This window comes from Klenkia sp. PcliD-1-E (assembly GCF_024124375.1).
Classification (GTDB): Bacteria; Actinomycetota; Actinomycetes; order Mycobacteriales; family Geodermatophilaceae; genus Klenkia.
In genome coordinates, this window is the sequence record NZ_JAMXRZ010000053.1 from 16,552 (window position 1) to 29,845 (window position 13,294).

Below are 13,294 nucleotides of genomic sequence, written 5' to 3' on the forward strand. Positions count from 1 at the left end.
GGCCGAACGGGGAACTCATCGCTCCAGCGCCGGGCCCTCGTCCTTGAGCACCACGCCCGAGGCACCCAGCTCCCGCGAGGCCAGCAGCAACCCGGCCAGCGTCTCGGCGGCCTGCGCGTACGAGAGCCCGTGCGGCGGCCGGACGTTGGAGATGCAGTTCCGCTCGCTGTCGGCCCGGCCCGGCCGCGGCCCCCAGGTCAGGTAGAGCCCGAGGGAGTCCGCCGACGACAGCCCCGGCCGTTCCCCGATGACCACGACGACGATGCGCGCGCCCAGGGCCTCCCCCACGGGGTCACCGAGGGCGACCCGCGCCTGGGTGGCCACCACGAGCGGGGCCACCGACCAGCCGTCCAGCCGGTCCAGCACCGCGGTCACCGTCCCGGCGGCGTGGTCGGCGACGGCCCGGGGCGACAGCCCGTCGGCCACCACCAGCGCCAGGTCGTACGAGCCGCCCGGCAGCGAGGTGCCCTCGGCCAGTACCCGTCCGAGGTCGGGCCGCTGCAGGTAGGTCGCCCGGTTCGGCGCCGCGGAGGTCACCGTGAGCACCTCGAGCCCGGTCCCGCCCAAGGACGAGACGAGGGCGTCGACGTCGAGCGGGGTGTGCACGGCGTCCCGGGCGGCGGCGTGCGCGGCGCGGAACTCCAGCAGCCGGTCGGTGGGCAGCCCGTCCCCGGCCCGGCCCAGCGCCACCCGCGCCCGGGTCGCCGTCCGCAGCACCTCGAACGGGTCGCTCACCGCGCGGCCGCCAGCAGCGCGCGGGCGGCGGGCGCGTCGCCGGTGAGCTCGCGGACCCGGCCGGTGTCGTCGACCAGGTCCATCCGCTGCAGCCATGCCTCGAACTCCGGTGCCGGGCGCAGGCCGAGCACCTGGCGGGCGGTGAGCACGTCCTGGAAGGACAGCGACTGGTAGTGCAGCATCACGTCGTCCGACCCCGGGACCGCGATGACGAACGAGCAGCCGGCCGCGCCCAGCAGCAGGGTGAGGGTGTCGGTGTCGTCGGGGTCGACGTCGGTGTGGTTGGTGTAGCAGACGTCCACGCCCATGGGCAGGCCGAGCAGCTTGCCGCAGAAGTGGTCCTCCAAGCCGGCCCGGATGACCTGCTTGGCGTCGTAGAGGTACTCCGGGCCGATGAACCCGACGACTGTGTTGACCAGCAGCGGGTCGAAGTGCCGGGCCACCCCGTAGGCGCGGCACTCCAGGGTCTGCTGGTCCACCGGCCGGCCACCGACGCCGAGGTGCGCGCCCGCCGACAGCGCCGACCCCTGCCCGGTCTCGAAGTAGGTCACGTTCTGGCCCACCGTGCCCCGGCCCAGGTCGAGCGCCGCGGAGCGGGCCTCGGTGAGCAGGTCCAGCGTCACCCCGAAGCCCTCGTTGCCACCCTGCGTCCCGGCCACCGACTGGAACACCAGGTCCACCGGCGCGCCCTTCTCCAGTGCGCGCAGCGTCGTCGTCACGTGCGCCAGCACGCAGGACTGGGTGGGGATCCTGTACCGGCCGATGACGGCGTCGACGAGCTCCAGCAGCGCGATGGTCTGCGCCGGGGAGTCGGTGGCCGGGTTGATCCCGATGACCGCGTCGCCGGACCCGTGCAGCAGCCCGTCCAGCAGCGAGGCGGTGACGCCGAGGGCGTCGTCGGTGGGGTGGTTGGGCTGCAGCCGGGACGCCAGCCGGCCGGGCAGCCCGATCGTCGACCGCAGCCCGGTGATGACCCGGCACCGGCGGCCCACGGCGACCAGGTCGGCGTTGCGCATCAGCTTGGACACCGCCGCCGCCATCTCCGGGGTCAGCCCGCGCGCCAGCCCGGAGATGGCCGGCTCGTCGCCGGCGGCGGCGCGGGCGAGCAGCCACTCCCGGAACCCCCCGACGGTGAGGGCGCGCACCGGCTCGAGGGCCCCGGCGTCCAGGGTGTCGAGCACGAGGCGGGTGACGTCGTCCTCGTCGTAGCCGACGACCTGCTCGTCGAGGAACGTGCTCAGCGGCAGGTCGGCGAGCACGGTCTGCGCGGCGACCCGCTCGGCCTCCGACGTGGCCGCGCAGCCGGCGAGCACGTCGCCGGAGCGGGCGGGGGTGGCCTTGGCCATCACCTCGACCAGGGTGGGGAACTCGTAGGTGTGGCCGGCCACCGTTGCCCGGCGAGCTGTCATCGGACGTCGTCCTCCGCTGCGGCCAGCGCCGCGAACTCCTCCTCCGGCGCGGACGCCACCAGGTGGTGCCGCGAGTACAACGCGAACCAGGCCATGAACAGCGCGAAGGCGAGCAGGCAGAGACCGGCCGCGAGCGGGTCGACCAGGAAGGTGGCCAGCACCGCGAGGACGGCGAGCACCAGCGCGACCGTCGTCGTCGCCGTCCCGCCCGGTGTCCGGTACGGGCGCTCCAGGTCGGGCTCGCGGCGGCGCAGCACGACGTGGCTGGTCATCATCAGCACGTACGAGAGCGCCGCCCCGAAGACCGCCATGTTGAGCAGCACCGCGCCCTGGCCGGTGAGGGTGAGCAGGAACCCGACGACGCCGGGGACGACGAGGGCCAGCACGGGCGCCTTGCGGGCGTTGGTGACCGACAGCGACCGCGGCAGGTAGCCGGCGCGGGAGAGCGCGAAGGTCTGCCGGCTGTAGGCGTAGACGATGGAGAAGAAGCTGGCGACCAGGCCGACCAGGCCCATGTAGTTCACGACCGTCTGGAGCGTCCCGGGCTGCAGGCCGTCCACCGGCGGGTTCGCGGACCCGCTGATGAACTGCGCCCCGCCGGCACCGGTGGTGAACACCAGCATGAGGACGGCGAGCACCGCCAGCACACCCATCGCCGCCACGATGCCGCGCGGCATGGAGCGGGCGGGGTCCTTGGCCTCCTCGGCGGCCAGCGGCACGCACTCCACGGCGAGGAAGAACCAGATCGCGAACGGGAACGCCGCCCACACCCCGAGCAGGCCGAAGGGCAGCCACTCCGAGGCCCCGGCGGCGTCGGTGGGCGCGATGTCGGTCAGGTTGGCCGCGTCGAAGGACGGGACCGCGCCGAGCAGGAACAGCACCAGGCCGACGACGGCGACCGCAGCGATGGCCATCATGGCCTTGAGCGCCTCGCCGACGCCCATCAGGTGGATGCCGATGAACAGCGCGTAGACGGCGAGGTAGACCCACCAGCCGTCGGTGATGCCGAACAGGCCGAGGGAGTCGACGTAGCCGCCGATGAAGGTGGCGATCGCGGCCGGGGCGATGGCGTACTCGATGAGGACGGCGACGCCGGTGGCGTAGCCGCCCCAGGGGCCCAGCGCGCGCCGGGCGAAGGTGTAGCCGCCGCCCGCGGTCGGCAGCGCGGCGCCGAGCTCGGCCAGGCCGAACACCATCGCGGTGTACATCAGGCCCATGAGGACGGTGGCGATGAGCAGCCCGCCGAACCCGCCCTCGGCGAGGCCGAAGTTCCAGCCGGCGTAGTCGCCGGAGATGACGGCGGCGACACCGAGGCCGGCCAGCAGCGGCCAGCCCGCCGTCCCGGTGCGCAGTTGCCGCTTGGCGAGGTACTCGTTCGTCTGCGCCGGGGATTCAGTGGTCACGGCGGGGCCTCCGGTCGTCGGGTGGCGCTCACTGTGGACCTGCTGTGTTGCGGTGGCAATGCCCGCGCGTTGCACCTGTGGGGCCCGCTCCGGGGGCCGGACGGCGTCGGGGAGCATGGGCCCGCCCGACGTCCCGTCCGCGAGCGAGGAGCTGCCCCGTGTTCCGCCAGGTCCCGGTGCTGCCGGTCGTCGTCCCGCTCGCCGCGGTGGTCCTCGCCGTGCTGCTGCGGGTGCTGCGCCGTCGCGACCGGTGGGGTGCCCCGCGGGTGGCCGTGGCCGTCGCGCTGAGCGTCTACGCGGCCGGCGTCGTCGCCAACACGGTGTTCCCGGTATACCTGGACAAGCCGCGCGCGGACGTGCCGTGGTCGGAGTACCTCGTCCTGGACCCGTCGACGGGCTACGAGGTCACAGACGCCGTGACGAACGTCCTGGTGTTCGTGCCGCTGGGCGCGCTGCTGGCGCTGGTGCTGACCCGGCCGTCGTGGCCGCGGGTCGTGGCCGCGGTGACGGCGGCGAGCCTGACGATCGAGGTGACGCAGTACGTGACCGCGCACCTGCTGGGCGGTGGGCACGTCGCCGACGTGCACGACCTGCTGTTCGACGTCGCCGGGGGGGCGCTGGGCCTCGGCCTGCTCCTGCTGGCGGCGCGGGTGCCGGGCCTGGCCGGGTTCGTCGACCGGTTCCGGTGGCAGCGCGTGGAGGTCCCGGCGCACTGACCACGGTCAGACGGCGGTGCCGCCGACCTCGAGCAGGTCCCGGACGACGGCGCCCGGGTCGCCGGTGCGCGCCAGCACCTGCCGCTGCCGGGCCGACGACGTCCCGCGGGCCAGCAGCTGCTCGGCCAGCCCGGTCACCTCGGCGAGCTCGCCGCGGCTGTACAGGTCGGGGCCCAGGAGCTCGAGCAGCGCCCGGACGGCGGCCGACGCGGGCACCAGCGCGGCGGTCGCCGGGTCCAGCAGCTCGCCGGTGAGCCCCGCACGCGCGGCCTTCCACCGGGCGGCGCGCAGCACCTCGGGCCGGAGGGACAAGGGCTCGGTCTCGTCGGCGGCCAGGACGGTGACCAAGGAGCGGCAGAGGGCGGCGTGCAGGACGACGTCGTCCAGGTCGGTGCAGACGTCGCCCATCCGGAACTCCAGCGTGGGCACGTGGGTGGAGGGCCGGAGGTCCCAGTACAGCTGGGAGCCGTCGGGGACGAGGCCTGCACGGACCAGCTGCCGGACGACGTCGGCGTACCCGGTCGCGTCGCCGAGCGGCTCGGGCGGGCGGACACCGGCCAGCGCGACCACCACACGGTGCGCCAGGACTCGTAGCCGGTGTCGGTGCGGTCGTGGAACGGGGAGCTGCCGGTCATCGCGAGCAGCAGCGGCAGCCAGGGCCGGGCGCGGTCCATGACGTGGACGGCGGTGTCCAGGTCGTCGACGCCGACGTGCACGTGGGTGCCGCAGATGTCCTGGCTCTGCGCCAGCGCCGCCCAGCGCTGCACCATCACCCGGTAGCGCGGGGCGTCGGTCAGCCGGAGGTCCTCGGGGGCGGACGCCGGGTGGGTGGAGGCGGCGAGCACGGTCAGCCCGTCGGTCTGCGCCGCGGCGACGGCCTCGCGCCGGGTCTGCTCCAGGGCGGTGCGGACGTCGGCGAGGGTGCGGCAGACACCGGTGGCGGTCTCGAGCTGGGTGGTGGAGATCTCCGGCTGCACGTGCGCGCCGGCCTGCCCGAGGACGGCGGCGTCGGCGACGCGCGAGCTCGCGGCCAGGGCCCCGGTGGCCGGGTCGACGAGGTGGAACTCCTCCTCGACACCGATGGTCGTGCCGGTCATGCGGGGTCTCCAGGGGTTCGGGGTGCGGCGCCGAACGGTACGGGAGACTCGAGGGCGTGGACCTCTCCCTCGGTGACGACCTCCGTTCCTTCGTCGACGCCTCGCCCTCCCCCGGGCACGCCGCGGCGGAGATCGCGCGGAGGCTGACTGCGGGCGGGTTCCGGGAGCTCGCCGAGACCGACGTCTGGGAGCTGTCGCCGGGCAACGCGGTGTTCACGGTGCGCGGGGCCAGCGTGGTCGCCGTCCGGGTGGGCTCGGACCCGGTTGCCGAGGCCGGCCTGCGGATCATCGGCGCGCACACCGACTCCTCGACCTTCCGGGTGCGGCCGCGGTACGACCTGCGGCAGGCCGGCTACAAGCTCGTGGGCGTCGAGCCCTACGGCGGCGGGCTGTGGCACACCTGGTTGGACCGCGAGCTCACCGTCGCCGGCCGCCTCGCCCTGCGCGGCGGGACGACGGTGCTGGCGACTCTGCCCGGTGCGCCGCTGCGGCTGCCGTCGCTGGCGATCCACCTGGACCGGTCGGTGCGCGAGGGCCTGGTGCTGGACCCGCAGCGGCACCTGCAGCCGGTGTGGGGGTCGGAGCTGTCGACCGAGCCGGGCCTGCTGGAGGCGCTGGCCTCGGCCGCCGGGGTGTCCGCCGCCGACGTGGTGGGCCACGACCTGGTGCTGGCCGACACCCAGCCGGCCGCGCGGGCCGGTGCCGACGGGTCGTGGGTGGCCGCACCCCGGCTGGACGACCTGGCCTGCTGCCACTCGGGCCTGACCGCGATGCTGCGGGCGTCGGCCGCCCGCCACACCCAGGTGCTGGTCTGCAACGACCACGAGGAGGTCGGGTCGGGGTCGGCGACGGGGGCGCGGGGGTCGTTCCTGGAGGACGTCGTCTCCCGGCTGGCGGAGGGCCCGCAGGGGTTCGCCCGCACGGTCGCGGCGTCCAAGCTGGTCAGCGCGGACATGGCGCACGCGGTGCACCCCACCCGGCCCGAGCGGCACGAGCCCGCGCACCAGCCCGTGCTCGGCGGCGGCCCCGTGCTCAAGCTCAACGCCAACCAGGCCTACGCCACCGACGCGGTCAGCGGCGGCTGGTTCACCGAGCGCTGCCAGGACGCCGGGGTGCCGGTGCAGCACTTCGTCTCCCGCGCCGATCTGCCCTGCGGCTCGACCATCGGCCCGCTGACCGCCACCCGGCTCGGCCTGTCGACGGTCGACGTCGGCGCGCCGCAGCTGGCGATGCACTCGGCCCGCGAGCTGTGCAGCGCCCTCGACGTCCCGCACATGGTCGCCGCCTTCACCAGCTGTCTGCAGCACGGTTGACACGGGCACGATCCGCCAGAATCCGGCCCGGACTTTGGTGACCTGAGCCACAGCGTCCGCACAGCCGGCTGCCGATGACGGAGTCATGGCACCCCGTCTGGCAGCGCTGCCGGCCCCCGCTGCCCCCGCGACCGACACCGACTGGTGGCGGACCGCGGTGGTCTACCAGGTCTACCTCCGCTCGTTCGCCGACTCGAACGGTGACGGCATCGGCGACCTGGCCGGCCTGCGCTCCCGGCTGCCCTACCTGGTGTGGCTCGGCGTCGACGCGCTGTGGATCAACCCGCACTACCCCTCCGGCGGCGCCGACGGCGGCTACGACGTCGTGGACTACCGCGCGGTCGACCCCGACTACGGCGACGTCGCCGACCTGGAGGCGCTCGTCGCCGACGCCCGCGCGCTGGGGTTGAAGGTCGTGCTCGACGTCGTCCCCAACCACACCTCCGACCAGCACCCCTGGTTCCGGGCGGCCCTGGCCGACAGGGGCGCCCCCGAGGCCAGCCGGTACCACTTCGCCCCGGCCTCCGAGGAGCCCCCGAACAACTGGCAGTCGCTCTTCGGCGGCCCGGCCTGGTCGCGCACCCCCGACGGCCGCTGGTACCTGCACCTGTTCGCCCCCGAGCAGCCCGACCTCGACTGGCGCGACCCCGCCGTCGCCGAGGACTTCGAGGCCACCCTGCGCTTCTGGCTCGACCGCGGCGTCTCCGGCTTCCGGGTCGACGTCGCCTACGGCCTGTTCAAGGACGCCGGCCTGCGCGACAACCCCGGCGCCTACTCCCCCACCCTGTTCGGCCACGGCCCCGAGCAGGCGATGACCTGGAACCAGCCCGAGGTGCACGACGTGTGGCGCCGCTGGCGCGCGGTCTGCGACGAGTACCCCGGCACCATGCTCGTCGGCGAGGTCTGCCTGGCCGACCTCGACCAGGTCGCGCTGTACTCCCGCCCCGACGAGATGCACCAGTCCTTCTCCTTCCGGCTGCTGAAGTCCGGGTGGGACGCCGGCGTCTTCGGCGAGGCCGTGTCCACCGCGCTGGACGCCTTCGCCGCCGTGGGCGCCCCGGTCTCCTGGGTGCTGGGCAACCACGACAAGGACCGCCAGGTCACCCGGTTCGGCGGCGGCGCGGTCGGCACCGCGCGCGCCCGCGCCGCGGCCCTGCTGCTGATGGCGCTGCCCGGCTCGCCCTACCTCTACGCCGGCGACGAGCTCGCCCTCCCGCAGGCCGTCGTCCCCGACGAGGCCAAGCGGGACCCGATCTTCCACCGCAGCGGCGGTGCCCGGGCCGGCCGCGACGGCTGCCGGGTGCCGATGCCGTGGAACGAGTCCGAGGGCGTCGGCTTCTCCCCCGACGGCGCCGCCGACCCCTGGCTCCCGGTCCCGGCCGACTGGTCGCGCTACGCGGTCTCCCGCCAGTCCCGGGACGGCGGCTCCGCCCTCACCCTGCACCGCCGCGCACTCGCCCTGCGCGCGGCGCACCCGGCCCTGGGCTCGGGGACGGCGACGGTGCGGGTGGACGGCGACGTCCTCACCGTCACCTGCACCGGGGACGGCGAGACCGTGCGCTGCGTGCTCAACATGGGCACCGGCACGGCCCTGGTCCCGGGCGGGACCGTCCTGCTGGCGTCCTCGACGGCGGTCCGGCCCGGTGTGCTGCCGCCCGACACCGCCGTCTGGCTGCTGGACGACTGATCACCCCAGCGTGGCGGCCTGCTCCAGGTAGACCGCGTGCAGCTCCGCCCAGCGGGTGCGGGGCTCGCAGCGCGGGCGGCCGGCGAGGTGGGCGAGCAGGTCCTCGACGTGAATCTGGTCCCCGGCCGCGTAGGCGGCGACCTGCTCCAGCGGCAGTCCGTGGTCCTCGACGACGAGGGCCGTCCCGCCGCCGTCCGGCGTGAGGGTGACCTCGAACCGGGCGGCGAGCTCGTCCGCGGACTGCGTGTGCACGACCAGCCGGTGCGGGGGTGCGCAGACCTCGACCTGCCCGGTGCCCTCCCACCCGCTCGAGGTGAACGTCGCAGTGAACGCACCGCCCTGCCGCAGGTCGCCGCGCAGGTCACCGAGCCACTGCTGCAGGCGGTGCCGGTCGGTGAGGGCCGCCCACACCTCCTCGACGACCGCGGCGCAGCGGGCCTCGAAGCGCACCACACCCTCGCCGCCCTCTGCGCCCACCCGGCCCCGCACGCCGCCGTCCGCCTGCGCCTCGCTGGTCATCCGCTGCTCCTCCGCCGTCCCTGGCGGGCACATCGCCCGCCCGGGGACCAGACCGCGCCGGGGCGGCGGACTCATCGGCGGACGGTCAGCGAGGGTCGTCGGCCAGCGTGCGGGCGGCCTGCGCGACGTCGTCCGCGGTCAGCGTGGTGACCTCGGCCCGGTTCAGCGACGCGACGTGCCCGCCCCGGGTCAGGCGCAGGGCCTGCCGGTTGAGCGCCTGCTCGAACAGGGTCCGGGCGAAGCGGGCGTTGCCGGTGTCCTCGCCGGCCCGGATGCCCGCCAGGGTGGCCCGCAGCGTGGTCTCTGCACCCGGCTCGAGCTCGTACTCGTGCTGGGCGACGATGCTGACGAAGATCGCCTCGAGCTCGGCGGTCGAGTAGTCGGGGAAGCGGATCGTGCGGCCGAAGCGGGACCGCAGCCCCGGGTTGGAGGCCAGGAACGTCTCCATCAGCCGGGGGTAGCCGGCCACGATCACCACCAGGCGGTGGCGGTGGTCCTCCATGCGCTTGAGCAGGACCTCGATGGCCTCGGGCCCGAAGTCCTGCCGGCCGTCGCCCTCGGGCGCCAACGAGTAGGCCTCGTCGATGAACAGGACGCCGTCCAGCGCCCGCTTGACCACGCGGTCGGTCTTGATCGCCGTCGCCCCGACGTGCTGGCCGACCAGGGCGGCCCGGTCGACCTCGACCAGGTGGCCCTTCTGCAGCAGGCCGACCGCCCGGTACATCTCGGCCAGCAGCCGCGCGACGGTGGTCTTGCCGGTGCCCGGGTTGCCGAGGAAGACCAGGTGCTGGCTGGTGGCCGCCTCGGGCAGGCCGTGCTCCTTGCGGCGGGCCTGCACCTGCAGGAAGGCGACCAGCGCCTGCACCTGCTCCTTGACCGCTCCCAGGCCGATGAGCCCGGCGAGGTCGGCCTGGACCTCGGCCAGCGGTCGACCCGGCGCGGCCCGCCCCCCGCCGAAGAGCTCGGTGACCAGGTCGTCCACCCGGCCGCCGGGCCGCGGGAGCTGCTCGCCGAGCCGGCCGACGGTCTCGCGCAGCTCGTCCAGCGGCTTGCGGGCGGACGGCACCCCCCGAGCGTAGGCGCGGGAGCACGGGGCAGATGGGCATTGCCCGACCGGCTTGCACGCAAGTAACCTGCGTCACACCCAGGGGGAGGGTGCACCGGCCTCCTCGCGATCAGCGCCGATGACACCAGGGAGCCCGCCATGACCGCCACGCCCGAGGTCGCCCACGTCCCCGACACCCGCCGCCTGGCGCCCGAGGCCGACCCGGCCAGCGCTCCCGCCGTGCAGCCGGGGAACGCGACCCTCTACGAACGGCTCGGGGGCTGCTACGGGATCGCCGGGGCCGTCGACATCCTGGTCGACCGGCTGTTCCAGAACGTCAAGGTCAACGCCAACGAGAAGGTGCACGAGCACCACGGCAACCCGGCCAACGCCCCCGGCTACAAGTGGCTGGTGACCTCGTGGTCGATCGAGGCCGCCGGCGGCCCGAAGTGCTACATCGGCCACGACATGGACACCGCGCACGAGCACCTGTCCATCGACGCCGCCGGCTTCGACGCCGTCGCCAAGGAGATCGAGGCGACCCTGGACTTCGTCGGCGTCCCCGAGCCCGAGCTGCGCGAGTTCATGGACATCATCGAGAGCTACCGCGACAAGGTGGTCCAGGCGTAGGTCAGCCGCGGCGCAGCCCGCGGTCGAGGAGGTCGACCATCCAGCCGAAGCTCTCGTCGACGTCGGCCGACCACTGGAAGCCGCGCGCGGCCTGCAGCGTGGCGAACCCGTGCAGCGCGCTGCGCAGCGTCCGCAGTGCATGGTCCTCCTCGGGCGCGGGCAGGTCGTAGCCGCGCAGCACCGCCCGGAACGCGGCCAGCGCGCGCACCCCGGCGTCCACCAGCGGGTCGTCGGGGCCGGCCGGCTCCAGCCCGACGGTCGCGGCGTACCGGCCCGGGTGGGCCAGCACGTAGGCCCGGAAGGCCTCCGCGGCCGCGGCCAGGGCGTCCCGGCCGGCCAGGCCCTGGACCGCCGTGCCGATCGCGGCCGCGGACTCCGCCAGCGCCAGGGCGGCGATCCGCCGGACCAGGTCGTCCTGCCCGGTGACGTGCTTGTACAGCGACGGCGTCCGGACGCCGACCCGCTCGGCCAGTCCGCCCATGGTCAGCGCGGCGAGCCCGACCTCGTCGGCCAGCTGCGCCCCCGCGGCCACCACCGAGGTGGGGTCCAGGCCGGCCCTAGGCACGGACACCGGCCAGGAACGGCAGCACGGCGTCGGCGACGGCGCCGGGCACCTGGTGGTGCGGGTAGTGGCCGGTGCCCTCGAGCACCACGAGCTGCCCGAGCCCGGCCGGCAGCTCGGCCAGCACGGCCTCGCCCTCGGCGCGGGGGTCGGCCCAGTCGGGGTCCAGCTCGCCCTGCACGACCAGGACCGGGCAGCGGACGGCGGGCAGCGCGGCGCCGGCGTCGGTGGCGGGGGTGGTGCCCATCTTCTTCAACGCGGCCATCCGGCCGGGCTCGGCCAGCATCGCGGTCACGTGGTCCAGCCGCTGCTGCCAGTCGGCCGGCTTCGCCCCGGGGTAGGCGACGTCCAGGTACTTCCGCCACTGACCGACGCTGCCCAGCAGCCCGGCACCGAGCAGGTGCCGCATGCCGCGGCGGAACCGTGCCGAGCGCAGGTCGCGCAGCGCGATGGCCTGCTCCCGGGTGAACGGGGTGAGCTCGACCAGCGCGGTGACCAGCTCGGGGGCCTGCGCGGCGGCGATGGTGACCGCACCGCCGGAGATGGAGTGCCCGACCAGGACGGCGGGGCCACCGAGGTGGCGGACCAGCGCCAGCAGGTCACCGGCGATGTCGGTGCGGCTGTACGAGGGCCACGCGGCGCTGGACTCCCCGCAGCCGCGCAGGTCGACCGCGGCGACGCGGTACCCGGCGTCCGCCAGGCGGGGCACCAGGTGGCGGTAGGCCTGCCGGTCGTCGCCCATGCCGTGGGCGAGGACGACGAGCGGGCCGGGGCCGCCGGTGACCTCGTAGGCCAGGGTGCCGCCGTCGACGGCGAGGTGCTCGGTCATGTCGTCCCCCAGTAGCTAACGTTGTTAGCCATAAGCTACACCCGTTAGCCGAGACGTCAAGACCGGTGTCGGGGACATCGGGGCCCGATCCCGCTGCGGGAGCCGACGTCCCCGACACCGGGGTCGACCGTCGGCGACGGGGCTCAGGCGACGGCGAGCAGGCGCAGGTCGCCCGCGGCCCGGTGCACCGGCGCCAGGTCGACCGCGGGCACCCGCACCCGGTCGCCGTCCACCACCGCGACCAGGACGGCGGCGATCCCGGCCAGCAGCGCGACCGTGCCGAGCGCCACCGGCAGCCCGGCGTGCGCTGCGAGGAACCCGATGGCGGGCGGCCCGCCGAGCAGGCCGGCGTAGCCGACCGTGGTGGACAGCGCGATGCCGCGCGAGCCGCCCAGCGCCCCGGCCCGGGCGATCGCCAGCGGGAAGACGTTGGACAGGCCCAGGCCGACCACGGCGAACCCGGCCAGTGCCAGCACCACCGACGGCGTGCTCACCGCCAGCAGCGCACCGGCCGCCGCGAGCAGGGTGCCGCCGACCAGCAGCCGCTGCTCCCCCAGCCGGGCCACGAGCCCTCCCCCGGCCAGCCGGCCGCACGCCATGGCGAGGGCGAACCCGGCGTACCCGGCGGCGGCCAGGCCGGAGGTCGCGCCGAGGTCCTCGCGCAGGTGCAGCGCGCCCCAGTCGGTCAGCGCGCCCTCCCCGAACGCGGTGGCCCCGGCGATGCAGCCGAGCACCACCAGGACGGCGGTGGGCCGGCGGCGGGGTGCCTCCGCGGCCGCGGGCACGGGGAGGGCGGGGGCCGCGTCGGCGCCGACCAGCACCGGCACGAGCAGCGCCGTCAGCAGCAGCCCGGCCCCGGCCACGACGACCAGGTGCGCCGGGACGCCGAGCACCGTCGCGGCGACCCCGCCCAGCAGCGCACCACCGAGACCACCGAAGCTGAACGCGGCGTGCAGCCCGGACAGCACCGGACGCCCGGCGCGGGCCTCGACCTGCACCCCGACGCTGTTGGCGGCGACGTTCACTGCCCCGGTCGCCGCGCCGAAGGCCAGCAGCGCGGCGCAGAGCGCGGGGACCGAGGTCGCCAGGCCGGGCAGCACCGCGCTCGCGCAGACGGCCACCGCGGCGAGGGCGGCGACCAGGCCGGGCCCGAGCCGCGCGGCCAGCGCACCGGTGAGCTGCATGCACGCCAGCGCGCCGAGGGACAGGCACAGCAGCGCCAGCCCGAGGGTGCCGTGGTCGGCCCCGACCCGGGTGGCGACGTCGGGGACCCGGGCGGCCCACGTGCCGAAGACGAAGCCGTCGAGGGCGAACAGCGCCGCGACGGCGGCGCGCAGCCGGGCCGGTGA

General features: G+C 75.4%; 13 protein-coding genes and 1 pseudogene. 4 read left to right on the plus strand and 10 right to left on the minus strand.

Annotated features, from left to right (window positions below; translation table 11 throughout):
• Window positions 1-15: 15 nt before the first annotated feature.
• The 3 genes from eutC to eat are packed head-to-tail and all read right to left on the minus strand — an operon-like array spanning window position 16 to window position 3,547.
• Entirely contained in the window at window positions 16-735 is a 720-nt protein-coding gene (gene eutC / locus NH342_RS12205) for an ethanolamine ammonia-lyase subunit EutC (RefSeq protein ID WP_253015147.1), read from the minus strand.
• A complete protein-coding gene (locus tag NH342_RS12210) occupies window positions 732-2,144 on the minus strand; it encodes an ethanolamine ammonia-lyase subunit EutB (protein ID WP_253015148.1) in 1,413 nt (470 codons plus the stop codon). Before NH342_RS12210 ends, eutC begins: the two co-directional genes overlap by 4 nt.
• The gene (eat, locus tag NH342_RS12215; protein ID WP_253015149.1) at window positions 2,141-3,547 is read right to left on the minus strand and encodes an ethanolamine permease; all 1,407 of its coding nucleotides are present in this window, start codon (window positions 3,545-3,547) and stop codon (window positions 2,141-2,143) included. Before eat ends, NH342_RS12210 begins: the two co-directional genes overlap by 4 nt.
• Window positions 3,548-3,705: 158 nt before the next feature.
• Between eat and NH342_RS12220 the strand changes: the two genes are divergently transcribed.
• Window positions 3,706-4,263: a VanZ family protein gene (locus NH342_RS12220; RefSeq protein ID WP_253015150.1), complete on the plus strand. Its 558-nt coding sequence runs from the start codon at window positions 3,706-3,708 to the stop codon at window positions 4,261-4,263.
• A gap of 6 nt (window positions 4,264-4,269) precedes the next feature.
• Here NH342_RS12220 and NH342_RS12225 read toward each other — a convergent pair whose 3' ends face one another.
• Both NH342_RS12225 and NH342_RS24530 read right to left on the minus strand, forming a co-directional pair.
• Window positions 4,270-4,833 (minus strand): glutamate-cysteine ligase family protein, encoded by a 564-nt coding sequence (locus NH342_RS12225; protein WP_253015151.1) that lies wholly within the window; start codon window positions 4,831-4,833, stop codon window positions 4,270-4,272.
• 41 nt (window positions 4,834-4,874) lie between these two features.
• A pseudogene (locus NH342_RS24530) lies at window positions 4,875-5,360 on the minus strand (glutamate-cysteine ligase family protein); the annotation flags it as partial.
• 56 nt (window positions 5,361-5,416) lie between these two features.
• Between NH342_RS24530 and NH342_RS12230 the strand changes: the two are divergent.
• Both NH342_RS12230 and NH342_RS12235 read left to right on the plus strand, forming a co-directional pair.
• A complete protein-coding gene (locus NH342_RS12230) occupies window positions 5,417-6,673 on the plus strand; it encodes a M18 family aminopeptidase (RefSeq protein ID WP_253015152.1) in 1,257 nt (418 codons plus the stop codon).
• Between the two features lie 85 nt (window positions 6,674-6,758).
• Window positions 6,759-8,360, plus strand: a complete 1,602-nt coding sequence (locus NH342_RS12235) for a glycoside hydrolase family 13 protein (RefSeq protein WP_253015153.1) — start codon at window positions 6,759-6,761, stop codon at window positions 8,358-8,360.
• Here the strand turns inward: NH342_RS12235 and NH342_RS12240 are convergent, their stop codons facing one another.
• Together NH342_RS12240 and NH342_RS12245 are read right to left on the minus strand one after the other, a co-directional pair.
• Window positions 8,361-8,954 (minus strand): SRPBCC domain-containing protein, encoded by a 594-nt coding sequence (locus NH342_RS12240; RefSeq protein ID WP_253015154.1) that lies wholly within the window; start codon window positions 8,952-8,954, stop codon window positions 8,361-8,363.
• Between the two features lie 10 nt (window positions 8,955-8,964).
• Window positions 8,965-9,945, minus strand: a complete 981-nt coding sequence (locus NH342_RS12245) for an AAA family ATPase (protein WP_253015155.1) — start codon at window positions 9,943-9,945, stop codon at window positions 8,965-8,967.
• A gap of 138 nt (window positions 9,946-10,083) precedes the next feature.
• Here NH342_RS12245 and NH342_RS12250 point away from each other — a divergent pair, with 138 nt between their 5' ends.
• The gene (locus NH342_RS12250; protein ID WP_253015156.1) at window positions 10,084-10,554 is read left to right on the plus strand and encodes a group 1 truncated hemoglobin; all 471 of its coding nucleotides are present in this window, start codon (window positions 10,084-10,086) and stop codon (window positions 10,552-10,554) included.
• Window position 10,555: 1 nt separating this feature from the next.
• On the opposite strand, the gene NH342_RS12255 is transcribed toward NH342_RS12250, so the two are convergent.
• From NH342_RS12255 to NH342_RS12265, 3 genes are all read right to left on the minus strand, one after another.
• Window positions 10,556-11,125, minus strand: a complete 570-nt coding sequence (locus NH342_RS12255; protein WP_253015157.1) for a TetR/AcrR family transcriptional regulator — start codon at window positions 11,123-11,125, stop codon at window positions 10,556-10,558.
• On the minus strand, window positions 11,112-11,945 hold the full coding sequence (locus NH342_RS12260) for an alpha/beta fold hydrolase (RefSeq protein WP_253015158.1): 834 nt from the start codon (window positions 11,943-11,945) through the stop codon (window positions 11,112-11,114). Before NH342_RS12260 ends, NH342_RS12255 begins: the two co-directional genes overlap by 14 nt.
• 143 nt (window positions 11,946-12,088) lie before the next feature.
• Window positions 12,089-13,294 (minus strand): MFS transporter (locus NH342_RS12265; protein WP_253015159.1); only part of this gene is annotated, 1,206 nt, incomplete at its 5' end.